The organism is Peterkaempfera podocarpi, from assembly GCF_042466665.1.
GTDB lineage: Bacteria > Actinomycetota > Actinomycetes > Streptomycetales > Streptomycetaceae > Peterkaempfera > Peterkaempfera podocarpi.
The window spans coordinates 7922947-7947000 of sequence record NZ_CP162102.1 but is presented as its reverse complement, the minus strand read 5'-3'; the positions used below and the strand labels follow the sequence as shown (position 1 = coordinate 7947000).

The 24054-nt window shown below is 70.0% G+C and carries 18 protein-coding genes, 1 tRNA gene and 3 pseudogenes; 9 read left to right on the top strand and 13 right to left on the bottom strand.

Going from position 1 to position 24054, the window contains the following annotated elements:
- Positions 1-24: 24 nt before the first annotated feature.
- Positions 25-653, top strand: a pseudogene (locus tag AB0761_RS34645) (response regulator).
- A 120-nt stretch (positions 654-773) separates the two neighbouring features.
- On the opposite strand, the pseudogene AB0761_RS34640 reads toward AB0761_RS34645, so the two are convergent.
- Positions 774-928: pseudogene (locus AB0761_RS34640) on the bottom strand (acetyl-CoA C-acetyltransferase); the annotation flags it as partial.
- A gap of 187 nt (positions 929-1115) precedes the next feature.
- Between AB0761_RS34640 and AB0761_RS34635 the strand changes: the two are divergent.
- The 3 genes from AB0761_RS34635 (at position 1116) to AB0761_RS34625 (ending at position 4496) form a co-directional block, all read left to right on the top strand.
- Positions 1116-2219 carry a hypothetical protein gene (locus AB0761_RS34635; RefSeq protein WP_377273219.1) on the top strand — a complete coding sequence of 368 codons (1104 nt, stop codon included), beginning with the start codon at positions 1116-1118 and terminating at the stop codon, positions 2217-2219.
- 447 nt (positions 2220-2666) lie between these two features.
- Positions 2667-3578: a GNAT family N-acetyltransferase gene (locus AB0761_RS34630; protein WP_377273218.1), complete on the top strand. Its 912-nt coding sequence runs from the start codon at positions 2667-2669 to the stop codon at positions 3576-3578.
- A 546-nt stretch (positions 3579-4124) separates the two neighbouring features.
- Positions 4125-4496: a cupin domain-containing protein gene (locus tag AB0761_RS34625; RefSeq protein ID WP_377273217.1), complete on the top strand. Its 372-nt coding sequence runs from the start codon at positions 4125-4127 to the stop codon at positions 4494-4496.
- Positions 4497-4558: 62 nt separating this feature from the next.
- Here the strand turns inward: AB0761_RS34625 and AB0761_RS34620 are convergent, their stop codons facing one another.
- The gene (locus tag AB0761_RS34620; protein ID WP_377273216.1) at positions 4559-4732 is read right to left on the bottom strand and encodes a hypothetical protein; all 174 of its coding nucleotides are present in this window, start codon (positions 4730-4732) and stop codon (positions 4559-4561) included.
- A 486-nt stretch (positions 4733-5218) separates the two neighbouring features.
- On the opposite strand from AB0761_RS34620, the gene AB0761_RS34615 reads away from it, so the two are divergent.
- Both AB0761_RS34615 and AB0761_RS34610 read left to right on the top strand, forming a co-directional pair.
- Entirely contained in the window at positions 5219-7102 is a 1884-nt protein-coding gene (locus AB0761_RS34615) for a SpoIIE family protein phosphatase (RefSeq protein WP_377273215.1), read from the top strand.
- Complete coding sequence (locus tag AB0761_RS34610) at positions 7008-7628, top strand: ATP-binding protein (RefSeq protein ID WP_377273214.1); 621 nt, start codon at positions 7008-7010, stop codon at positions 7626-7628. Before AB0761_RS34615 ends, AB0761_RS34610 begins: the two co-directional genes overlap by 95 nt.
- Before the next feature lie 149 nt (positions 7629-7777).
- Here the strand turns inward: AB0761_RS34610 and AB0761_RS34605 are convergent, their stop codons facing one another.
- Complete coding sequence (locus AB0761_RS34605) at positions 7778-8422, bottom strand: dihydrofolate reductase family protein (protein ID WP_377273213.1); 645 nt, start codon at positions 8420-8422, stop codon at positions 7778-7780.
- Between the two features lie 507 nt (positions 8423-8929).
- Positions 8930-9844: a hypothetical protein gene (locus AB0761_RS34600; RefSeq protein WP_377273211.1), complete on the bottom strand. Its 915-nt coding sequence runs from the start codon at positions 9842-9844 to the stop codon at positions 8930-8932.
- Between the two features lie 289 nt (positions 9845-10133).
- Here AB0761_RS34600 and AB0761_RS34595 point away from each other — a divergent pair, with 289 nt between their 5' ends.
- A complete protein-coding gene (locus AB0761_RS34595; protein WP_377273210.1) occupies positions 10134-11003 on the top strand; it encodes a 3-hydroxyacyl-CoA dehydrogenase family protein in 870 nt (289 codons plus the stop codon).
- Between the two features lie 36 nt (positions 11004-11039).
- Here AB0761_RS34595 and AB0761_RS34590 read toward each other — a convergent pair.
- The 3 genes and pseudogenes from AB0761_RS34590 to AB0761_RS34580 form a co-directional block, all read right to left on the bottom strand.
- A pseudogene (locus AB0761_RS34590) lies at positions 11040-12249 on the bottom strand (cytochrome P450).
- A 39-nt stretch (positions 12250-12288) separates the two neighbouring features.
- Positions 12289-13683, bottom strand: coding sequence for an NAD(P)/FAD-dependent oxidoreductase (locus tag AB0761_RS34585; protein ID WP_377273208.1), 1395 nt, complete (start codon positions 13681-13683; stop codon positions 12289-12291).
- Positions 13673-13900 (bottom strand): ferredoxin, encoded by a 228-nt coding sequence (locus tag AB0761_RS34580; RefSeq protein WP_377273207.1) that lies wholly within the window; start codon positions 13898-13900, stop codon positions 13673-13675. The genes AB0761_RS34585 and AB0761_RS34580 overlap by 11 nt, the downstream gene beginning before the upstream one ends.
- Before the next feature lie 1149 nt (positions 13901-15049).
- Between AB0761_RS34580 and AB0761_RS34575 the strand changes: the two genes are divergently transcribed.
- The gene (locus AB0761_RS34575; protein ID WP_377273206.1) at positions 15050-15385 is read left to right on the top strand and encodes a deoxyxylulose-5-phosphate synthase; all 336 of its coding nucleotides are present in this window, start codon (positions 15050-15052) and stop codon (positions 15383-15385) included.
- A 127-nt stretch (positions 15386-15512) separates the two neighbouring features.
- On the opposite strand, the gene AB0761_RS34570 is transcribed toward AB0761_RS34575, so the two are convergent.
- The 5 genes from AB0761_RS34570 to AB0761_RS34550 form a co-directional block, all read right to left on the bottom strand.
- A tRNA-Trp gene (locus AB0761_RS34570) sits at positions 15513-15587 on the bottom strand.
- A 213-nt stretch (positions 15588-15800) separates the two neighbouring features.
- Entirely contained in the window at positions 15801-16040 is a 240-nt protein-coding gene (locus AB0761_RS34565; RefSeq protein ID WP_377273205.1) for a hypothetical protein, read from the bottom strand.
- 112 nt (positions 16041-16152) lie between these two features.
- Positions 16153-16806 carry a hypothetical protein gene (locus AB0761_RS34560; protein ID WP_377273204.1) on the bottom strand — a complete coding sequence of 218 codons (654 nt, stop codon included), beginning with the start codon at positions 16804-16806 and terminating at the stop codon, positions 16153-16155.
- A gap of 393 nt (positions 16807-17199) precedes the next feature.
- Entirely contained in the window at positions 17200-19659 is a 2460-nt protein-coding gene (locus AB0761_RS34555) for an ATP-binding cassette domain-containing protein (RefSeq protein WP_377274478.1), read from the bottom strand.
- 241 nt (positions 19660-19900) lie between these two features.
- Complete coding sequence (locus AB0761_RS34550; protein ID WP_377273203.1) at positions 19901-21358, bottom strand: NUDIX domain-containing protein; 1458 nt, start codon at positions 21356-21358, stop codon at positions 19901-19903.
- A gap of 1080 nt (positions 21359-22438) precedes the next feature.
- On the opposite strand from AB0761_RS34550, the gene AB0761_RS34545 reads away from it, so the two are divergent.
- The gene (locus AB0761_RS34545) at positions 22439-22942 is read left to right on the top strand and encodes a GNAT family N-acetyltransferase (RefSeq protein ID WP_377273202.1); all 504 of its coding nucleotides are present in this window, start codon (positions 22439-22441) and stop codon (positions 22940-22942) included.
- A 171-nt stretch (positions 22943-23113) separates the two neighbouring features.
- Here AB0761_RS34545 and AB0761_RS34540 read toward each other — a convergent pair whose 3' ends face one another.
- Positions 23114-23998, bottom strand: coding sequence for a sigma-70 family RNA polymerase sigma factor (locus AB0761_RS34540; protein WP_377273201.1), 885 nt, complete (start codon positions 23996-23998; stop codon positions 23114-23116).
- Positions 23999-24054: the final 56 nt, after the last annotated feature.

The window sequence follows — 24054 nt, the reverse complement described above, 5'->3', positions numbered from 1 at the left end:
ACCCTCGTCCGCGAGGCCTTCGCGATGCTGGTCGCGTCCGCCCCGGACATGATGGTGGCCGGCCATGCCGCCACCGGGCGCCAGGCCGTGGAACTCGCCAGGAGCGCCCGCGCCGACGTCGTCGTCATGGACATCCGCATGCCCGACCTCGACGGTATCGAGGCCACCCGTCTGATCGCCGCCGACGAGGATCTGGCGGGGGTCCGCATCCTGGTTTTGACCACGTACGACACCGACGACCACGTCATCTCCGCGCTGCGCGCCGGCGCCAGCGGCTTCCTGGTCAAGGACTCCCGTCCGGCCGAACTCCTGGACGCCATCCGCACCGTCGCCGCCGGCGACGCGCTGCTCTCCCCGGGCCGACCGCCCGCCTCATCGCCCGTGTGCTGCGTCTCCCCGACGGCCCCGCGCCGGGGGCCGCCGTCCCGGCGGGCCTCTCGGCGCTCTCCGAACGGGAGCTCCAGGTCCTCACCCTGGTGGCCCGCGGCCTCAACAACACCGAAGCCGCCGAGGCGCTGGGCCTCAGCCCGCTCACCGCCAAGACCCATGTCAGCCGCATCATGGGCAAGCTCGGAGCCCGCGACCGGGCCCAACTCGTCATCGCCGCCTATGAGTCGGGGCTGGTGACGCCGAACGGGAGCATCAGGTCCTAGGCGGCCGGCGGACGCGTATCTCAGCGGCTCCGCCCGCTGTTTCGCCGCCGCCACCACCCGCCCGCTCGGCTCGGCCGCCCGGCTCCGGGGCCACGCTGATTGCGGTCGGACCGCTGCTCGGAGGAGTTCGAGAATGGTGGCGTTGGCCATGCCGCCGCCTCGCACATGGACTGCAGTCCGTAGCGGATGCCGTTGTCGCGCAGGTGATGAACCAGGGTGGTCATGAGCCGGGCGCCTCAGCCGCCGACCGGGTGACCGATGGCCACCGCGCCGCCGCGCAGTGTGCCCTGGCCCCGGGCGGGTTCACGCGCTCGACGGCCAGGCCGGACTTCCTCAGAACCTTGCCGGTGTCGGCCCACCAGCCGAGACGAGCAAGAGGTATGGACCAATCCATTGACAGGGGGTGGTCAACACGTCACGGTGTCATAGCTCCTCAATCCGCCCTATCGCCGGGAGGCGTTCATGCGCGTGTTCAGAGGAAAGTTCAGATCGGCTGTCGGCGCCATTGCCCTGGCGACCGCCGCCGCGGCAGGACCTGTTGCGGCACCGGCAGCGGCCGCGACCCCGGCACCGATCCAGATCTACGGCGCCTGGCACTGCAGCGACGACGCCTGCACCTGGGCGACCGTCCGTGACATGGCCGACTTCGACCAGAAGAACCACTGGCTGATCGACCGGGGCGACGGCCGGCCCTCGGTCAACCTGGTCGTGCTCAGCTTCGTCAACCCGCTCACGCTGCTCAACGGGACCACCAACAGCGGCAACAGCAACGGCGTGCCGATCGGCATGAACTCCGCGGTCGTCAACTACTTCACCAGCCATGGCATCCGCGTGATGCTCTCCCTCGGCGGCATCACCTACACCGACGACTGGAACACCGCCCTCGCGCAGAACCCCACCCTGCTCGGGCAGAAGGCTGCAGCTCTCGCCTCGCAGCTCGGCGTCGGCATCGAGATCGACTACGAGCAGAGCTCCTCCCCGAACGTCACCGGCCTTCAGGCGTTCATCAACGCCTACCGCGCGGCCCACCCGTACGACGCCTCCGGTGCCGACCCGACCGCCCGGCTCACCATCGACGTGGCCGCCGGCGACCGCTGGCTGATCACCCTCGACCAGTACGCCACTGCCAACTGGCTCACCACCAGCAACCCGGTACTCGACTACGCCAACGCCATGGTGCCCAGCAAGCAGCCGAGCGCCGCGACCGCTGAATCCAACTGGCAGGAGCACCTCGACGGCAAGTCCAACTACAACCCGGCGATCCCGCCGCTCGCCCCGGCCAAGTTCACCGGCGGCCTCTACATCGCCGAGGGCTCCCAGGTGCACCCCGAGTGCACCAACTTCTCCTCGTCACTGCAGAACTCCACCGGCAGCTGGCTGCAGAACGCCGCGCCCAACGGCGCCGGCACCTCCACCGGCCTGCTCGGCTACATGTTCTGGGCCGCCGAGCGGCCTTCCACCCGCGGAGTCACCACCGCGCCGCCCAACAGCTGCGAGGGCGGAGTCGGAGCGGGCGCCACCGCATACTCGATCCCGACCCCGATGCCCGCACTGCGCCAGAGCTGAGCCGGCCGCGGACGGCGGCGTCCCCGTCGGCAGCCGGCCCGCGGTGGGCATGAAGAGGCAGTGTTCCATCGCCCGCGCATGCTGCCCCGAGGCGAAGGATCTGCCGTTCAGGACGCCGCCGGGGTGCCTGCGTCGAATTGGCGGCTTCGCGGAGGGCTGACGGCTTCCAAGCCGAGCGACTCGCCGCGCGTTTCTCCTGCCGTGGACATCGATGTCCTCGCCACCCCAAAGAACGGCGATTCCCTCCGCACTGCGCTCGGATCGCGCGCGGTCGGTGAGCACCCATCATGCGCCCATGCCGTGCCGCCCTGTACTCCAGCATGCTCACGAAGGCCGATGTCCTGCGTCGTGCACGGATGCGGCCGGCGGGGTGCGGCGAGGTTCCGCTGCGCCTTGCTGCGCATAAGCCGGCTTGCCCCGTCGTCATTACCTGACTAAGGTCAGAGAATGGCCACTGAGCAGGCGAAGCAGGTGGAGAAGGTCCGGCGCTTCAACCGGACAGTCGCCGAGCGGGTGGGCATGCTGCACGACCACTATCTGGGCAGTGCGCGCCCCTATGGGCAGGCCCGGCTGCTCTGGCAGATCGGCGATGAGGGCACACACGACGTCCGGAGCGTACGAGCCCAGCTCGGCCTCGACTCCGGCTATGTGAGCCGGCTGCTGCGGGCACTCGAGCATGACGGCCTCGTCACCGTCGAGCCCCACCCCCGCGACCGGCGGATTCGCACCGTGCGGCTGACCGAGGCCGGACGCGAGGAGCGAGCCATGCTCGACGAGCGCAGCGACGCACTCGCCGGATCACTCCTCGACCCGCTCAATGCCCGGCAGCGCGACCAGCTGACCGCGGCCATGGCAGAGGTCGAGCGACTGCTGACCGCCTCGGTGGTCTCCTTGGACGTGGTCGACCCCGACCACCCGGACGCCGCACACTGCCTGCGCTCCTACGCCGCCGAACTGCAGGAACTCTTCGACGGCGGCTTCGACCCCGCAAGGTCCCGGCTGCCCGACCCGGGCGAACTGCGTGCGCCACGCGGTCTGTTCCTGATCGCCCGGCTGCACGGCGAGCCGGTGGGCTGCGCCGGACTCAAGTTGCCGACCCGAGCACCCGCCGAGATCAAACGGCTGTGGGTCCACCCCCGCGCCCGGGGGCTCGGCCTGGCCCGGCGCCTCCTCTCCGAACTCGAGGAACGCGCCGCCCGGCACGGCAGCGAACTGGTGCGGCTCGACACCAACAAGGCCCTGCAAGCAGCCACTCGCCTCTACCGCAGCAGCGGGTACGACGAGGTCCCCGCCTTCAACGACGAGCCCTACGCCCACCACTGGTTCCAAAAGCGGCTCGCCCGTGGGACACAGGATTGACCTCCTCCTCGGCGTGCACACCGGGGATTCTCCATGGCCTCTTTGCTACGAGGGGAACCTCGTGCCTCGACCGCCCGGCATTCCACGGCGACACCACCGGCCGCCGCCCGGCCCGACAGGGCTGCGCCGTCGGCCAGTTGCAAGGAGGCCACGTCAGCGACAGAGCGATATGAGCGCTTCCCGCACGGCACTGCCTGTGCACTCCGACGCAGCGTCAGGATGAAACTGCGTCGGAACCCGGGCGGATGCGTGGGAAACCCGCGGGGGTGGTGCCCGGTGACAGGTGAAGTGCCGTCTCGGATGGGCTCGTTCGGGCATGCCGGATGGCTGTGTCGTCCAGGATCACCAGGTCCCCTGTGCCGTGGGTGCGGGCCGGGTACGCTCGGTCGGTGAAGTGGGGGTGGAAGACCTCGGCGATCCCTGGAACTGCCGGCCTTGTGCCAGGTACGTACAAGACCGGCGGAGTTCCAGCGCGGCACACTCTTGACGTGTGCCGGAGAGCCCGGAGAACCGCTCCCGGTTGACAACCTTGAGGAAGGATGCCGGGTGTCCAAGTCTGTCGCTCCTGTCAACCTCGCTGAGAAGCTGTCGCAGTTCAGCGAGCTCTGGTCGCAGAAGAAAGTGGCTGTGCTCAACGACTACGAGGTCAAGCTGGCCAAGCTGAAGGGGGAGTTCATCTGGCACACCCACGAGGACACCGATGAACTGTTCCTGGTCCTCAGCGGGCGGCTCACCATCCAGCTCAGGGATGGCGATGTCGTGCTGGAGTCCGGCGAGTTGTTCGTGGTTCCCCGCGGGGTCGAGCACTGCCCCGTAGCGGACGAGGAGACCGCGGTCCTCTTGTTCGAACCGGCAGGGACGCTCAACACCGGTGACGTGGGCGGGCCGCTGACCAAGGCGGTCGAGAATCTCGACTGACGTGGAAGGCTGGGTGAGGCTGCGGCTGCGGCTGCGAGAGGGCGTCCACTCCGGCGGACGCCTTACTCGCCACCGATGCCCGAGCGTTGGCGTTCTCCGCGTTCAGCAGCCGACACGTCCTGGTGGCGGGCGTCGGCGTTGCGCCGGCGCAGGCAGGCGTACAGGGCCGGGGCCTGCACAGGGCGGTCGGGGCGGTCGGGGCGGTCGGGGCGGTCGGGGCGGTCGGGGTGAAGCACAACCGGACCTTGTACGTTTTCGCCCGGCGGCGGATGTCGGCGCTGCCGTGCGCGGACAGGCTGTCCAGAAGCACACGGATCGGCGCGCCGCCGTTCCGGGCCGCACGAATCGGCTTCGGGGCGCGCGGCTTGTCGGCGGCGCCCGTCCAGCAACGGCGCGGCGCATCCGGTGCGGGCGGCCCCGCTCGGACCGGCACCGACGACTGCATCCTGCGCACCGTCCGCCCCCACCGCGCCCCACCGGCTGCAGCGGACCGTCACCGATCCGACAGGTCCGCTGTCGCGGTCCGAGGTCCGAAATCCGACCCGCGCCCCGGTGCCCGCGCTGCGCACCGCACGACCCTGCCGCCGGCACATGCGGCTGCACCAGGCACCCCCGCATCCGCGGCCCACGGGATTGGCACAGGTGGCGGGGGGGTAGAAGGCCCGCGGGCCGGTTCGGCAGGTCGAGGGCCGCTCGCGGCGCGGGCGGATCGGAGGCTGCGAGTGGACCACACGACGGCATTCATCCCGGACCGGATGGTCGGAGTCATAGCCGTGGGCAGCAGCGGCCTGGTCACCACATGGGGAGACGCGGCACCGCTTCTGCTCGGGTACACCGCGGACGAGGTGGTCGGCCGGCCCGTTGCGGACCTGCTGGCACCGGACGCCGACCGCGCGGCGATGGCAGCCGCGCTACGGCGATGCCCCACCGGGGAGAGCCTTCGGGACGTCCTGCCGGTCCGGAGCCACGACGGCCACCGTGTGGGCCTGATGGCCAGGGCCTGGCCCATCGAGACAGAAGGCGGCCGGAACTGGTTCGGCTTCTTCGCCGCGGCTGAGGTGGTCGAGCGGTGGGACACCGACCGGGCCGTGGTGGACGGGCTGTTCACTCAGGCGCCGATCGGTCTGGCCGTCATGGACACCCGCCTGCGGTTCCTCCGCATCAATGACGCTCTGCAGCGGATCCACGGCATCCCGGCGGAGAAGGCGCTGGGACGACGCATCACCGCCCTGTTTCCCGGCTCCGAGGCCGAGCGGATAGAGAGCAGGATACGCCGGGTGCTGGAGACCGGCGAGCCGGTCACCATGGAGCACCGGGCTCCGGTACCCGCCCTGCAGGGGTGGAACCGGCAGTGGAGCGTCACGTCGTTCCGGCTGGTCGGCCCAGGCGGCACGGTCCTCGGTGTCGGCTCCGCGATCGTCGAGGTCACCGAACGCAACCGGGCCCGGGACCGGCTGGTGCTGCTCAACGAGGCCGCAGAGCGGATCGGCAGCACCCTGGACGTCACCCGTACCGCCGCCGAACTCGCCGAGGTGACCGTCCCGAAGCTCGCGGACTACGTCGCGGTGGACCTGCTGCAGGGCATCTCCTCCGGCGAGGAGTCCCGGCCCGGCCCCGTGTGCGGCGGTGCCGTACTGCAACGTGCAGCCATCCGGTCCGTACTGCCGCACGCCCCCGAGGCCAGCTATGAGCCCGGCGAACTGATCACCTTCCACCCGTCCACCCCCCAGGCGCAGGCGCTGGCCACCGGCACGGCCGTGCTGCTGCCCGACCTGGACGGCTCCGAGGACTGGCTGACCCACGACCGCCACCGGGCCGGGAAGATGGCCACAGCCGGCATCCACTCCGTGCTGGTCGTGCCGCTGCGGGCCCGGGACGTCACCCTCGGGGTCGTCCACTTCTACCGATGGCAGCGTCCCGACCCCTTTGAAACCGACGACGTCACCGCCGCCGAGGAGGTCGTGGGCCGTGCCGCCGTCTGCGTCGACAACGCCCGCCGCTACACCCGCGAACGCCGTGCCGCACTCACGCTCCAGGGCAGCCTGCTCCAGGTCACCACACCCCCTCTCACAGCCGCGGACACCGCCCACCGCCATCTGACGGCCGTCGGCGGCGCCGGGGTCGGCGGCGATTGGTTCGACGTCATCCCGCTCTCCGGCGCCCGCATCGGGCTGGTCGTCGGCGACGTCCCCGGCCGCGGCAGCCACGCCGTCGCCGACGCCGCCCGCCTGCGCACCGCCGTGCGCGCCCTGGCCCAGCAGGACCCCTGCCCCGACGAACTGATCACCCAGCTCGACGGCATCGTCACCCAGGCGGCGGAGACGGAACCGGCCCCCGGGGCCCCGGCGACGGGCATCGGCAGCACCTGCCTGTACGCCGTCTACGACCCCGTCGCCCACCACTGCGTCCTCGCCGCTGCCGGACACCCGCCACCCGTGGTCGTCCACCCGGACGGGACCACCCAACTGCTCGACCTTCGCGTCGGCCCCACGTTGGGCCTCGGTGGTGTGTGTGCCGTTCGAGACCACCGACGTGGACCTGCCCGAGGGCAGCATCCTGGCCCTGTACACCAACGGCCTGCTGCGCGGGGAGACCGGCCGGGGTGACATCGACAGCTCACTGCTCTCCCTGCAGCACGCCCTGGCCCACCCCCACGGGGGCCTGGAGCAGACCTGCGAGACTGTCCTCGACACCCTGCTGCCGGGCCGTGCCCCGCAGGACGACGCGGTACTGCTGCTCGCCCGCACCCACGCCCTGGGCCCGGACCGGGTCGCCACCTGGGACCTCCCGCTCGACCCGGCGGTCGTCGGACGCGCCCGCTCACTGACCACCGACCGGCTCGCCGCCTGGGGACTGGACGACCTCGCCTTCACCGCGGAACTGGTGGCCAGCGAGCTCGTCACCAACGCCGTCCGCTACGCCCAGGCCCCCCTCCAGTTGCGCCTGATCCGGGCCGCCGCGCTCATCTGCGAGGTCTCCGACGCCAGCAGCACCTCTCCGCACATGCGCCAGGCCGCGGACACCGACGAGACCGGTCGCGGACTGTTCATGATCGCCCAACTCGCCAAACGCTGGGGCACCCGCTACACCCTCAACGGCAAGACCATCTGGGCCGAGTGCGTGCCCCTGTGACGGTCATGACTCCGGTACGGGCGCCGGTACGGGCGGCAGTCACCCCGGCCGCCGTCGGCCCGGTAGGCGTCCGAGCACCTCGAGGACGGTGGCGTGGGCCATGCCGCCGCCGCCCTCACGGCGGCGGCATCCCCGTGCCGGACCCTGCGTCACTTTCGCCAGAACAGGTGGTGCGCCACACCGCTCGGACTGGGCACGACCTCGAGCTGGAACCGGTCGAGCAGCTCATCGGGTGACTCCCAGAGTCGCACCCCGGATCCGAGCTCCACTCCCGAGACCACGACATGCATGGCGTCGACGAGGTCGGCATCAAGGAACTGCCGGATGGTGGTGGCCCCTCCACCGAGCCGGACGTCCCTGCCCTGCGCTGCCTCCCGTGCCTGTTCGAGGACCGTGGCCGGGTCACCGTCGACAAAGTGGAATGTGGTGTCGGAGAGCGAGAAGGAGGGGCGCTTGTGGTGGGTCATGACGAACACCGGGGTGTGGAACGGCGGCTCGGCGCCCCACCAGCCACGCCAGTCATGGTCGTGCCAGGGCCCGCGCTGGGGCCCGAACTTGTTGCGGCCCATGATCTCGGCGCCGATATTGCGTTCGAAGTCCCGCGTGAAGTAGTCGTCCAGGCCACGACTCCCCCCGAGGTCGGTGCGCATGGGCCAGCTCGCCGTGGCACCGGCCCAGGAGAACATCTCCTCGGGATTGGCATGGCCGAACGGCCTCTCGAGACTCTGGTGCTCGCCGGCACCGTATCCGTCACGGGAGACGGTGAAGTTCATGACTCTGAGCAGCTGACTCATATGTTTCCTCCTGAGATTCCGTCGCATCCTCGTGTGACGATGCGCCCCACACCATGACGACGAACGGGACATGGCCGGATCGACAGTCTGCGTCAGTCCTTTCACGATATGCGCGGACGTCGCGCCGGATGGTCCACCCCCTCCCGCCACCGAGCACACGCACGACCGGGGGGCCCTGTCGCTGCATCCGGGCCCGGAGCGGCACCGTGAAGTGACGGGCCCGGGTGCGGGCCATAGGGCGGGACGCCGTCACACGGGTGGCGCGACCTTGCGGCGCGCGATGGACCTGCGTAGCGCTTCCACCAGTTCGTCCTCCGTCATGGCCCCGCAACGTAGGCCCGACCACTGACACCCAGGTGCGTACGCCGCCCCAGGGGCGTCGGCGACAGGCCGGCGTCGGCCCGCGCACCGTTGGACCGACCGGCGGCTGCGAAGACCGTGGCGGGAGCCGCCAAGCGCAGCCGCCGGCTTGGTCGACAGCGGGGTCCGGGCGGCAGGTACCGACGCTCAGTGGCTGCTTACTCCGGCAATTCCGGTTACTGGAAAGGTAAGTGACACCACGTCATGCCGTCCGAGCCCTTTGGACGGGCCGCCGGGCAGGGAGACGGCACGGATGTGTCCGCCCAGATCGGACACATAGGCGATGCCGGCGGCATGGTCGACGGCCAGCCCGATTGCCTCCGCGAAGCCACTCGCCAGGATCCGCGGAGGCTCGCCCGGCGCTCCCGCCGCCGGGATCGTGGCCCGGTTGAGCGTGTTGCCGCCCGGCGGTGCGCCGCGGTCGGTCCAGTAGAGCCAGTCGCCGTCGAGGTGCAGGTCGATCGGCTCGGGCAGGTCGGACCAGAGCAGTTCGATGTCCGTGCGCCGCTCCGGGCTCTCCCCGGCCGGGAGGTCCAGGCCGGCCCGGAATATGCGACCCTTGCCGCCCTTGGCGGGGCCCTTCTGCGTCCAGTACAGGTGTCCGCGTACGGGGTCCACCGCCACGCCCACGCACTCCTGGGAGATCTCGCCGGGCGGGTTGACCACCAGGTCGGCCAGACCGCTGCCGTCCGTACGAACCCGGCTGACCCGGCAGCCCTCCCGGTCGCACCAGTACAGGAACCCGGCACCGTCCGAGGTCAGCTGCTTGCCGGTGGTGATCGTGCCGGGCCGGACCACGTCCCGCCGGCCGGTGCCGTCCAGGTGCATCGCGTGCAGGCCGCCGTTGCGCCGGGAGAAGTCGTGCGCGGCCTCCCCCGCGCCCTTGGCAGAATCGACCGTCGGCGTGCCCATGGTCGTCCAGTACACGGTCCCGGACTCGACCACAATCCCGTCCGGGAACGGGCCCGCGTCCGCGACCAGGGTCTCCACCCGTCCGTCCGCGACACCGACGCGCAGAACGCTCCCGGGCACGATCGCCAGCACCATCAGTTCGTCCCACACCTCGGCGGCCCTCGCATCTCTCCTCGGCGGTCTCCCTGCACCTTCCATCGCAGTCCAGTCCGCGCTGCCGCGCGAATCCCGTTGGACCGCCCGGTGGAAGGGAACCCAGGCACACGGGCCAAGGACAGCGGAGAGGCGGAGAGCGGCCCGGGCCGGCGCCTCCCGCGGGTGTTCCGGGGGCGCCGCCCTCGGCACAACCTTCTCCGGTCGCTGTCCGGCGAAGGTTGTGCCGAGACTGGGGTAACCGGTGTCCGCCGTCGTCACAGCTGTCACGAAAGCAGGCATGATCATGGGATTCGCGCTTCCCACGAACATCGAGAACCGTCCGGTCGCCGTGATCGGGGCAGGCACCCTCGGCCGCAGGATCGCGCTGATGTTCGCCGTCCGGGGCGGGCTGGTCCGGATCTTCGACAAGTCCGCGCCCGCGGGGGAGGCGGCGCGGAAGTACGTCGAGAAGAACGTGGCCCGGGTCGCCGCGAGCATCGAGGGTGGCAAGCCGGGCCGGGCCGTCGTCACCAACGACCTGGCCGAAGCCCTCGCCGAAGCGTGGCTCGTGGTCGAGGCCGTGCCTGAGCACCTGGACCTGAAGAAGCAGATCTTCGGGGAACTCGACCGCATCGCACCGCCCGACACGATCCTGGCCAGCAACTCCTCGTCCTATGCGTCGGACGAGTTCATCGACCGGGTCGAGCACCCCGAGCGGGTGCTGAACGTGCACTTCTACATGCCGCCCGCACAGAACGCCGTCGACCTCATGTCCGACGGCCGCACGGACCCCGGCATCATGGAACTGCTCAAGAGGGAGCTGCCCCGGTACGGGGTGTTCCCGTTCGAGGCGCAGAAGAAGTCAACGGGCTTCATCTTCAACCGGATCTGGGCGGCCATCAAGCGTGAAGCCCTCGAGGAGGTGGCCGAGGGGGTGTCCACCCCGCAGGACATCGACGAGATGTGGAAGATCAACACGGGCATCCCCACCGGGCCCTTCCAGATGATGGACCAGGTCGGCCTGGACGTGGTCCTGGACATCGAGAACCACTACGCCGCCGAGAACCCGAACCTGCCCACAGGGCCTCGTGAACTGCTGAAGAAGTACGTCGACGCCGGCCACCTGGGCGTCAAGACCGGACAGGGCTTCTACACCCACACCCATCGGGGCTGACGTTTCCGGGCAGACGGGGCGGCACGACGGCGCTGCTCAGGCTGTAAGGCCGTCGATCTTCACGGGAAGGTGGCGGGGGCCGCGCAGCACTGCGTTGGCGCGGTACGGCGGCGGGTCCTCGAGCAGCCCGGAGAACCTGACCCGGCGGAACAGCTCGGGCACAGCCGCATGCAGCTCAATACGGGCGAGCGGCGCGCCGAAGCAGTAGTGGATGCCGGTGTAGAAACCCAGGTGCTCGTTGTCCTTGCGGTCGGGATCGAACCGGTCGGGGTCCTTGAAGCGCTTGGGGTCGCGGTTGGCCGCGGCCAGCATGAGCCAGATCGGCGAACCCTTGGGGATCGTGGTGCCGGCGACATCGATGTCGGCCAGGGCGGTGGTCCACGGAACGAACTGGACCGGGGGCTCGTACCGCAGCACTTCCTCGATGAGCGGGACCGCCAGGCCCGGATCCCTCTGGAACCGCTCAAGGATGTCCGGGTGGCGCAGCAGGGTGAGGGTCGTGTTGGTGATGGCGTTGACGGTGGTCTCATGGCCGGCGACCAGTAGCAGCACCGCGGTGGCCTCCAGGTCCGCCGGTGTCATGGTGGGGGCGAGCGCGCTGAGCATCCCGGGGCCGGGGTGGCGGCGTTTGGTCTCGATCAGGTCGCCCAGGTAGGCCCCCAGGTCCTGGCGGGCCCGCTGCGCCTTGTCCTCGCCGTTGCCGGTGTGGGTCCCGGGATCGATTCCGGACGCCAAGGCGTCGGCCCAGCCGTGGAAGCGCGGCTCGTCCTCGCGCGGCACGCCGAGGACCTTGCAGATGGCGGTGACGGGAAGGGGGTAGGAGAAGTCCTCGACGATGTCGACCTGGTCCTTGCCTTCGAAGGCGTCGAGCAGCTCCGTGACGGCCTTGGTCAGGTCTCCGCGCAGATCGTCGAGGAACCTGGGGCTGTGCGGGGGGCCGAAGGGCCGGTTGATGGTGTCCCTCAGCTGGTCGTGCAGGGGCGGGTCGGTGAAGATGAACCCCGGGCGGCAGGCCGCTCTCCTCCGCCGGTTGCCCGACACGGGCGTAGCCGGCCGGACGGTTGCTCGTGTCGTTGCTCAGCCTCGGGTCGTTGGCCAGGCTCCGCACCTCGTAGTAGGTGCTGACCAGGTAGGTGCCGTCGTCCTCCCGCCTGACGGGCTTCTTGCGCAGTTCCGCATAGAGCGGGTACGGATCGGCCCGATTGGCGTAGTCGGTGATCTGCGCGACGATGGTGGCGGGCGTCATGGTGGCTCCTGAGGGCTCCGGGCGGCACTGGGCCGATGGTCAGGCATGCGACGGAACGAACTCGACACGCCGCTCGCTCGGTGAGTGGCCCGTCAGCGTGACCGTGGCCCCGTGGGTGGGCAGATGGGGATCCGGGAAGGCCGGATCGACCGGCTGCAGCGTCTGGGTGCGGCGGTCGACCGTGCGGTACTCCGGCGGGAAGGGCGCTCCGGCCGCTATCTGCTGCTCGTAGAACCCCAGCCACTTGGCCCCGTCGAAGGACACAGCGGCGATGACGCGGCCCCGGTACCCGTACACCGCGACGAACCGTTCCTCGCTGAGCGTCCCCTGGGCGACGACCAGCTGGTCGCCCAGCGGGGGAACACCCACCGACTTGATGCTGACACCGAACTGGGAGGACCAGAACATCGGCAGCCACAGGTGCGGACGACGCTCCGGACCTGCACAGATCATGTTGTGGGCGGCGATCTCGGCCTGTTCGACCGCGTTGCCCCAGTGCTCCAGCGACAGGAACTGGTAGTCGAACAGCGGATGCGGGCTGCGTGCGACATCACCGGCGGCGTAGATGTCATCGGTGACGATGCCGTTGACGTCGAACACCCGGCATCCGGCGTCGCATGCGATCCCCCGGGGGCCCGCGGCCAGTCCCGAGCCGGCGAGCCAGTCCGTGTTCCGGACGGCGCCGAGCGAGACGACCGCCACGTCCACGTCCATCGCCGAACCGTCGGACAGATGGGCGCGCCTGAGCCGCCCCACATAGTCACCTTCGAGGGCAGTGACGCTGATGCCGCAGCGCAGGTCGACCCCGTGCCTGCGCTGCATCCGCTCCGCGACCGCGCCGATCACCCCGCCGAGTGCGCCCACCAGCGGTGCCGGGCCGCGTTCGGCGACCGTGACCTCCAGGCCCAGCTCCCGGCAGGCAGAGGCGACCTCGGAGCCCGTGAACCCGGCGCCGATCACCAGCACGCGGGACACGCCCCCGGTCAGCTTCCGGTACAGACGTACGGAGTCGTCGCGGGTACGCAGCACGAACACCCCGTCGAGCGCGGCCTCCTCCGGGTGGAACCAGGGCCGCGCCCTGGTCCCCGTGGTGATCAGCAGACGGTCGTAGGGGACGGTGTTGCCGTTCGCCAGACGCACCTGCTTGGCGTCCCGGTCCAGACCCTCGGCGGCGACGCCCAGACGCCATTTGGCATCGATGTCGCGCCGCCTCGGCAGGGCCGTGTCCTCGGCCCGCGCCCGCCCGAGCAGCGCCTGCTTGGACAGCGGCGGCCGGTCGTAGGGTTCGTACGGCTCGTCGCCGATCATGGTCAGCTTTCCGGTGAAGCCCTGGTCACGCAAGGTCTCCGCCGCACGCAGACCGGCCAGCGAGGCGCCGACGACGACGATGCGGCCCCGGCGCCGCAGGACCTCGACCTCCGTCTCAGCCGACATGGGGCTCTACCCCCTTCGTCGGCTCATCGGAGCAGTCGACAAGGATGGCCTGGACCGGGCAGGCGGCAGCGGCCTTCTCCACCCGGTCACGCTGCGCCTCATCGAAGCGGGGCGAGAACAGCAGCGCTTCCTCGCCATGCAGAGCGAAGACGTCCGGGGCGAGAAAGACGCACTGCGCGAATCCCTGGCACCGGTTGAGATCGACGACAAGCCTCATCGGGAACCCGCTCTCCGCGCGGGCCACGGCAGCCCCGAACTCCGCGGCCCTCCGCTCTCGGTCCATACGGTTGGTCGGCGTGCCTCTCCTCCAGCATCGACCTTTCCGGAGCGGGCTTCAAGGCGCGGGTGTCCTGTCGGTCCTCGCCCGCGCCGACGACCCCGCCGCAGCCGGGAAGCCCACCCACCGCCGGAGCCTCCCGCACGCCTGTGATCTGCACGAACGTTAGGTCAGGCAGATCCGGCGTCGAATCCTCACACACAACTCATGCGTGCGTCGAGGCCGGCCTCCCCCGGAAGGTGCAAGCGGATACAGACCGCGCCGCAGTGTCTCTGCACATGGTTGCCACTGCCGAGCGGTGATGGGTGACCATCAGGACATGGGCGTCCCTCAGCTGCTCGAAGCAGCTTCCCTTCCGGTCCCCTAAACGGCTGCTACCGAGAACGACATCACAGTCCGCGATGTCTGGGACTGTCTCGTCCATGACGAGTGGGAAGTCGCTCTCGGCCTTCTGGAAGAACTCGGGAACGTCGACCCGCTGCCACTCAGGTTCTGGGAGACGCTCGCCGACGCTGCTGAGCAGATGCACCTTGAACGAAGCTCGGCCTGGTGTCACTGGCGTTGCTCCGAGCTCCGCAACGGCCTCCGAAGCACGACGCCGGACCTCCATCCTCGGCTCCGGCGTCCTCCGGCCCATGTGGGACATCGGAAACCGATCACCCAGCGGCGCGCGAGCAGTCAATGCCGCCGGGATGTGGGTTGAGAAGGCACCCGTACTGGAACCTGGCGGACAGGCCTGCGTTCGCCTCGTGCCCCACAATCCTTCCCAGTGGCAGCATGTCAGGACCGGACAGCAGATCACCATGCACGAAGGTCCAACGGTGCCCGGCACCACAACCATCCTCGAAGTCCACGCCCCCGAGCGAACCGTACCGGTCACCTGACCGCCCAGCGGGGTTATCCCCACGTCAGCCCGGCTCTCTCAGACGGGGATGTCGGGCCGGGCCCCGGTACGGCCGTCCCTGCTGCCGGACATCGTGCCTGACCGTGGCTCCCGCTCCGCACCACTGCTCTCGCTGATGCAATCACTCTGCCGTCAGCCCGGGAAAACCCGTCGAGTGCCGCCACTTCCCGCCCTATCCTGACTGAATGCCACATGCAAAGACGTCGTACGTCTGCCTGCCCTGCCGGGCTTCCTACAAGCAGCCGTACCTTGGCGATCACGAGCGGCTCTGCCCGCGCTGCGCTGAGCCGCTGATTCATGTCGGCTCTGCTTTCGCCGCGCCGCGGCGGCGTGACGAGGCCGGCTGGCGAGTCCTCACGGTCCTGCTGCACTCCGGCGTTCGGTTTCACAAGAGTTGCTGCGGTGGGCCTGGATATCGGCCACGGACGCTGAGCGAGGTAAAGGAGCGAATGGCATACGCTCGCACCAGCGGCGAGCCGTTCGCCAAGGCGCTGCTGCGTTGGGAGCTGCCCTCCAAGTGACCGCCCGGCTGGTCGCCCGGGCGCTGGACGAGGGAACCTCCGCCCGGTGGGTCGCGAGCGACGAGGTCCACCCCGGATGGGTAGTGGAAGGGCGGTCCGTTCGGACCGGCATCACAGCCGGGGTAGGCGAAGCCGGCCGGATTTGAACCGGCGTCCTCGCGATTTTGGAGACCGCGCGCGACGACCTCTGCGCTACGGCTTCGCCCGGCCGGGATCCTAGCCCACTGCGTTCGGGCCAGACTCGGTTTCTGGCACTCTCGGCCTGCCAGGCTGAGGAACGGTTGAGTCCGCTGCCGTCCTCTGGAACTGGTCGGCAGCGTGTGCCACCTGTGGTGCAGTGACCGTTGTCTGTCGGCGTTGGTCGTCCGTGATCCGCCTCTTACAGCCCCGTGTCGGCCCCGGGATTGTGCGTACCTCAGTCGCCGCCGTCGACGCGACGAGCCTTGGAAGACGCTCTGCCCCAGATCAGAGGCACCCCACCGAGCGCGATGAGCACCAGGGCCACGGTGGAGAGATCCGCCCTCGTTCCGGGCGAGAAGCCGAGGAGCGCGGGCCCGCCGTCCAGGAGAAAGCCACCACCCATCGCCACCCAGCCCCAGCCGACCACAGGAGATCCCGCATATGCCGCGCTTCCCCGGCCGTTCAGGGCAAACACGCCCCGGACTACAAGACAACAGCCGGGCAGCAACATGAACCATGCAGACACGCACGGACACTATCGCGGGACTGTGCAGCAGCTTCGGGCGGTGTGCACCGAGCTCGGCAGCTCATGAGTCCCACTCGTCGCAGTACTCCATGCGGATCTCGCGCGCGTCGCCGAGAATGCCGTCATTGGAGTGGAGTTCTGTGCAGAAGTACGGGTAGCTCGGGTGGACGGGGACGTGGCAGGGACCGTCTCGGGCAACGTCGAGGAAGTGCTGGGCGGTCTCCCTGAACACCTTCGCGCTGCCGGTCATGAACAACGTCTCGGCGTGGAGATGCTGGTGGAACAGGTCCCGGTTCTCCCGGTAGTGCCGTGCCTCGTAGTCGATCACGGCTTCATCCGTGTCTCCTGGGGCGGGCAGCGTCACGGTCTGCGGACGGCCCGGGCCGAGTCTCCCGCGTATCTCCTTCCACTTCGAGGGCGCGAACTGCAGCGAGTGATGTAGCAGCACGAGATCGAGCTGACGCATGCCGTTCTCCGGCAGTTCGCGGGAGGGGGCCCGGTTGCCGCGTATCGGCAGGTGAACCAGTGAGCGCGGTGAAGAGGCAGCGAGTGCCCATAGACCGCCGATTCGCCGCGCGGCGTCTTGATCGAGATAGAGGTCCAGGTGTCGATCGTGGTCGGCGAGCACGGCGCGGGCCAGTGGCTCGGCTGGTCGGATCACTTTGAACTCCATAGATCCGAGGCGTGCCTGGTGGATTGTGATGGGCAGTTTCATCGGTTCTCCGGGACACGGCGGCTGATATCGGCGGCGTGGGTGGCCCAGTCGCCGGCGGATGCCTTCTGCCACTGGGCCGCGACGGCCGAGCATACGGGCGACATCCATTGATCACGGTGTCCGGGAGTCGTGGGATCGCATCGACACCTGGCTGACGGCGTACGTCCGCAAGGCCCCGATCAGGCAGGCGGTGGATGCGGGACGCCTCCATGCGGTGGAGGCCGAACTGGCGGTCACACTCCCTGCCGATGTGCAGGAGTGGTGGGCCCTGACCAACGTCAGCGCCGACTACTGGATTCCCGGATCGTCCGCGCCGGCGGAGCTGGAAGAGGCCTTGGAGGCACGGGAGATCTGGCGGCACTCCCGCCACCGAGCAACACCTGCTCTCACCACTCACGAACAAGGCCGGCCCCGGTTGGCGGGTCCGCTTGCCGGCTGGGTGCGGCCATGGGTCAGCACCGCGACGTGGGACCCCCGTGTGGCGTCCAGGGTCGCCTTCAGGCGACGGGCCAGATACTCCGGCACCATCTCCAGAGCCTCCTCCGGGGGGAAGAAGCCGGCGGCGCGAACCTCGCTGCGCTGGAGCGGCAGAGCGGCCGGGTCGACCGCCTCCTTGGGGCGGGCGGCGTAGACGAGTGCCAGCAGAGTGCGTCCGTAGACGTCCTTGGGCACGGTGTCGACCGTCAGGAGCCGGCCGAGGTCCGCTGCGATCCCGAGTTCCTCCTGCAGTTCGCGGAGGACTCCGTCAGCCGGGGCCTCGTCCTCGATCATGCCGCCGGGCAGGTCCCAGCCTTCCTTGTACACCGGGTCGACGAGGAGCACCCGGCCCTGCTCGTCCAGGATCAGTGCGTCAGCGGCCATCAGCGGTGCGGGATGGGCAGCGAGATACCCTGTCAGGGACGCCGCCCCCTCCGTCTCACCACAGTCGGCCTGCTCCGCTGCCCGCTCCCCAGGTGGTGCGACGGCCGGATCCCGGTCGTCGCTCTGCTGCAGCGCCCACAGCTTGGCCAGCTCGCCGTCCGGGATGGCCAGGAGTTCGTCCAGAGTGCCTTGCTCAATGACCTGCCCGGCCTTGAGGACGACGACGCGGTCCAGGTACCGCAGGCATGAGAGGCGGTGGGTGACCAGTACTGTGGCACGTCCTCGGGACTGCCGCCGAAGCCCGGTGATGATCGTGTGCTCTCCTTGGGCGTCGAGCGCACTTGTCGGTTCGTCCATCACCAGCAACCGCCCCCGGCGGTAGAACGCCCGTGACAGGGCCACCCGCTGCCACTCCCCACCGGACAGGTCGCTGCCACCCCAGAAGACCCTTGCCATCATCGTCTGCAGGCCGTGCTTCAGCTTCGCGATCACCATGTCGGCGCCGGCCGCCCGCGCCGCTTCCACCACGTCGTCGGTGCCGCCGTGGGGCTGGCCGAGGGTGATGTTGGCCTCCAGGGTCAGCGGGAACCGCGCGTACTGCTGGGGGACATAGGACACCTGCTTCCACAAGGCTTCAGGTTCCAGCTCCCGGACATCGACGCCGTCCCAGGTAATGCGGCCGTCCGCGGCGAGCAGCAGCCCGGACAGCAGTTTGGAAAGGGTGGTCTTGCCGGAGCCGTTCATACCGACCAGGCCGACGATCTCCCCGCGCCGCACCTCGAAGTCGACGTCGGACAGAGCCGGGCCGTCGGATCCGGGATAGCTGAAGGAGACACCCTCGGCTCGGAACATCTGCGTGTCGCCGGGGACGCTGCTGCCCCTGGCGAGGCGGTGGCCACCGACTTCGTTGAGGAAGGAGCGCCAGTCCGCCAGGTACGCCCCGGTGCGGTAGAGCCGGGAGGCCGCCACGACCATCCCCCACAACGCGGTGCTCACGCTCTGCAGGGCGATCACCGCCGCGCCCGCGCGGGCCACCGATATCTGATGGCCAATCAGCAGCGCGACCAGGCCTGCCCAGAGCAGCAGCGTGGTCAGCCCGGACACCGCCGAGCCGACCGCTGCGACCTTCGCGGACCGCCAGGCCGCCGCCCGCTCGCTCGCGCGCACCCGGTCGGCGTGGTGGAGGTAGCGCTCCATCAGGTGGCCGACCATCGTCCCGGCCCGGATCTGGTCCGCCGGGTACTTGTCGGTCAGGTACCAGCGCAGCGCACCCATCATCCGCCGGTCCGCGGTGGTCGCCTGGTAGGAGGTGTACTCGATGTGCAGGCTGCGGACCAGCGAGATCCACCGCGGCACGATCCCCAGCGCGAGCAGCGGCAGCAGCAGGGGGTGCAGGACCGTGACCACCAGCGAGGCCGCCACCAGCGACGCAGCGGCCGCGATCAGGTCCTGTGTGCCCGACACCAGCTCGGACGCCTCCACTGCGCCGCGTTCGGCTGCATCGAGGCGGTCGCCGAATCCCGCGTGGTCGAACGCCACCAGCTCGGCCGAGTAGGTGGCGGTCAGCAGCATCGACTCGGCCTCGGCCGACAGCTGGGGCGCCACCCGGCGGGAGAGCGCGGCAACGGTCACCCCGAGCAGCGCCCGCGCCGTACCCGCCCCGCCCAGCACCAGCAGCGCCGGCAGGGCCACGTGCAGGCGAACGGTGATGGCCCCCGGACCGATCAGCACGCCGATTGCCCGGGTGGTGGCCAGCAGCCCGGCTGCCTGCAGAGTGCCGGTGGCGGCCTGGCACACCAGCAGCACGATCACCGCGGGACGGTCGACTCGCCACGCCAACGCGAACGCGTCCCTGAGCAGGGCCGGGAGCCGACCGGAGATCGTGGCCACCGACGCACCGCGTAAGGCTTTCTCCGCGCTGTCCCAGCCCAGACTGATCCCGTAGTCCTCCTCGGCTGTCTCTTCCGCACCGACTGCGTCGTCGCCCTTCACCGTGCTCAACGCTCCACCCCCATGCGGTCCTCTCCCTGTCCCGCGCATCGTTCGTCAACTGGGCGCTGAGGCCGGCTGTCGGCCCGCACCGTGGCGGTGTCCGTGTGGAGCCGCTGCTCGTCCCGGCGCCCGGTGCCCAGGGAGGTCCGCGGGAGCGGGCGGTGGCCGCGGGAGCCCTCCGGCCATCGACAGCCGGCCCGATCGAGCCGGGCCCTCCCGCCGCCCGCTGCGGTCACCGCGCTCACCAGCCCAACTCCGTGTAGGTACGGCCTGCGCGGATCCCGTCGATGGCCGCCCTCGCGTAGGGGACGACCGGGGCGGGAAGGCCGTCCGGATCCCACCACTGCCAGGCCAGGCACTTGTCCGGCTCGCGCACCTCCGGCATGCCCGTCCAGCGGTGCGCCCGGAACACCATCTGCATCCTCGGCCGGTCGCCTGCTCGGTCGACCAGGTGCACCGCGTGCGCGAACTCCACGTCGGCGGGGTGGATGACCAGGCCGGCCTCCTCGAAGGCCTCCCGCACGAGGCAGCTGACGGCCGACTCCTGCTCGCAGTGTCCGGCGAGGAAGTGCCAGGTGTTCCCGGCGTAGGCCGAGTCCGGGTGGCGCAGCCCCAGCAGGACCCGGCCCTGGTCGTCCTCCAGGTACAGGTGAGCGCCGATCACCGTGAGCGCCGTACCGCCGCCACTCGACGGCGGCAGCGGGCGTGGGCGGGGCGCGAGCGCCTGCTGCTTCGCATGCCGGTGGATCAGGTCGCGTGTCGAGTCGCTCAGCCGCAGCCGGTGCAGCAGCTCGGGGGGACACCAGTGCAGCAGCACGCCTTCGCACAACCGGAGGGCGGCGGGATCCCCGTTCCAGCGGCCGGCGAAGACCTGAACGGGCACGGAGAGGCCCTCCGTGCTGATCGCCCTCTCCACGGCGAAGGGCTCCAGGACCCGAAGTGCCAGGCCGGGAACCTCCTCGCCGAGCTCACGTCGCAGCGTCTCCTCCAGCGACCGGTCCACCGTCTCGCGGCCGCCGCCGAGCAACGCGAACGCACCCGGCTCGCAGATGTCCGGGTAGTTGTCGCGCAGGTGCAGCAGATACCGCCCCTGGTCGTCGAAGATCAGCACGGATGCATTCACCGGCTCCGGCCGGCCGTCGAGCGCGGAGTCGAGCAGCTTGGCCCGCAGCGTGGGCGAGCCGACCTGCTCGAAGGGACGCCACTCGATCCCAGAGGCCTCCTCGGCCTCCGGTGTGGTCCCGGGACGTCCGTCGGCGAGGTAGAAGGCGAACCTCACGTCGTAGTGCTGATCCGCCGGCTCACCCTTGGCCGGGCTGCCACCGACGCGCTGGACGTCGATGTCGATCGGCATCCCGAGCAGCTGCGGGGTCAGGCACAGCTCACCGGCCGCGATCCCGGCTGCTTCCGAGAGCTCGCGGAGTGCCGCCGCCAGTAGAGCCTGGTCACCCGCCTCAAGGTGCCCGCCCGGGGCTGGCGCCTGGCCGCCGGCCTTGTGCTGGATGTGCAGCACGCGCCGGTCGCGGTCGATCACGACGGCGCTGCAGGTGATGTGCCCCGGCAGCGTGGCCCGGCAGGTGGGGTCCGTCCCGGTGTCGAGCGCGGCCAGCAGATCTTCCAGCTCGCCGTGCTCGGCTGGGTGGCGCTCCAGGTACGCGAGCACCGGTCCGCGGAGATCTGATCGGGTGGTCCAGGGCATGTGATCACCTCTCAGAGCAAGAGCACATGCCTCAGCGGTGTGCTCAGCGGCAGGAGTCGAGGACGGCATGGACGCGGGCGTGCGTGCGCGTGCGGGAGAGGTGGTCTGCTCACCGTCGTCACAGGGTCCGCAACCTCCCTTGGATGATGACCGTCGGCACTCGGATGAACGCATGAGGTAACCATCCCAGGCGCCACCGACACTCCTCCAGCCCCGACCTCTCATGATGGGCCGTCAGTTATGATTGACGGTTGATCTGCCGTCCCGGAGCGGGCGCGGGCATGGCGGCGGCCCGGCTGTCGCACCGGGTGGACGCCGGATATTGCCTTGCGGTGGGGTGGACACCGACACCACCATTCAGACACTCATCGCCTCGCCGGGCCGGGCCGGGCCGAGTTCGGTCGGGAGCTGTCGCAGCCCTCGCCGATCCGGACGTTCGAGGAGCCCGCGGTGTCGGCGGCAGCGTTGTTGTTGCTCACGGGCGGGAGTTCCCCGAGAGCGGCCATGAGTGAGGCACTCGCACTCGACGAGGAGGCACGTTGTCAGGCGTCCGGGGCCGGGGCGCAATCGCCCACGACCTCGACGACGAGGAGCGGGCGTGACCGCGGAACCTTCCCAGCAGTACGCCGACCTGAGCCGCCCGGAGGGGGCGTGACACTCCTCGTCGCACACCGCCCGGGCGGCCGATCTCATCGTCGTTCTGGACCGCGGCGTGGTCGTCGAGGTCGGCACCCACGACACGCCGAGTCAGACCGAGGGACCCCCCGCCGAGCTGCTCCGCCCGCAGGCCCGGTATTTCGTCTGACCGGATGCGCCGGGCCTGTGGTGACGATCGCCCAGCTCAACGCTCCAGAGCGCGGTGGATCGCGCCCCGGCCGTACAGCCGGCTGTCCACTGCCCGCACGGTGCCGGTGTCCTGCCGGGGAGCGAGGCAACGGCCCAGGTCGCGAATCCGTAGCATGCCTACCGCGCCCAGGTGACAGCCGGCCGGCCGAGGGCCTTCCCTGCGAGTGCACTCGCCTGGCCGGGACTGCCCTCGGCAGCCTATGAGTACACAACCGAACGTTGCGGAGGTAATCGATGGCTGATGCGCACGCTGTGGAGATCAGAGCGTTCGCCGGGTCCGACTGGCCGCAGGTCTGGCCGATCATCGGCGAAGTGGTGAGGCGGCAGGAGACGTTCCCGTACGACCCGGCCATGAGCGAAGAGCAGGCTCAGAGCATCTGGGTGGAACAGCCGCCGGGGCTGACGGTGGTCGCCGTGGAAGGTGACCGCGTCGTCGGTACCGCCAAGATGGGGACCAACCGGCCTGGCCCCGGTTCGCATGTGTCAACGGCGAGCTTCATGGTCGCCGCGGACGCCCGCGGTCGTGGGGTGGGAGCAGCACTGTGCGAGTACGCGCTCCGCTGGGCACGGGACCACGGTTATGCCGGCATGCAGTTCAACGCGGTTGTGGAGACCAACCGGGCTGCGGTGGCTCTCTACCGCCGCCTCGGTTTTGTCGTGATCGGCACCGTGCCGGGCGCGTTCGAGCACCCGACGCTCGGCCGCGTAGGTCTGCACCTGATGTACCGGCAATTCTGACGGCAGAGCCATGTGACGCCTGAGCGTGAGGATGTGGCGCCCCCTCCTCGTAGGCGGCGTCATCGCTCTCCGCCCTCGTTGATCGCAGTGACCGGCACGGCGATCAACGAGGAGCGGGAGGGGCAGACAACGGTGCAGGTACGCGCACCCGTCAGCGACCGGTCGGTGCCGTCAGGCGGTGAGCCCCAACGCGGACAGGCGGTCAGGGTCGGTGAGGATGTCGAGGCCGGTGATACGGCCGTCCCGAATGGTGAACGACATGACCGACAGCGGGCGGCCCTCGGTGAACGAGACCACGCCGGGCGAGCCGTTGACCAGCACCGGACGCGCGTCCGCCGCGAAGCGGGCGAAGGTGATGGCCTGGGACGCCACGTCGGACGCGCCGCGCCGCAGGATGCTCGGGACCAGGGTGCCGCCGTCGGAGCGCGCGACCACGTCGGGGTCGAGGACGGCCAGGAGCGCCTCGAAGTCGCCACCGCGCGACGCGGTCAGGAAGGCGTTGACGACGTTGCGCTTACGGGTGACGTCCGAGTCGGCCACCGGGGCGGCGCCCTGAACCCTGCGCCGGGCGCGACTGGCGAGCTGCCGGGTGGAGACCGTGGTCCGGCCGAGCATGGGCGCGATGTCGTCGAAGGGCACGTCGAACATGTCGTGCAGGACGAAGGCGAGTCTCTCGGCCGGGGAGAGGGTCTCCAGCACGATCATGAGCGCTATGCCCACCGAGTCCGCGACCAGGATCTCCTGTACGGGGTCGACGCCGGCCAGCGCGGTGACCACCGGGTCCGGCAGCCGGACCGACCCGTCCTGCTCGGGCAGTGGGTCCTCACGCCGCGAGGTACGCGAACGCAGCATGTCCAGGCACACCCGGCCCACGACCGTGGTGAGCCAGGCCCCCAGGTTCTTCACGTCGCTCACATCGGTGCGGTTGAGCTTGATCCACGTTTCCTGGACGGCGTCCTCCGCCTCCGCCAGCGACCCCAGCAGCCGGTAGGCCACCGCGCGCAGCCCGGACCGCTCCTCCTCAAAACGGTCGGCCAGAAAAAAGTTCTCGCTCACCTGTCACACCCCCGCGCCCGGATCCGTCGGTCCAGTGACAGACGCTAACGGATCCC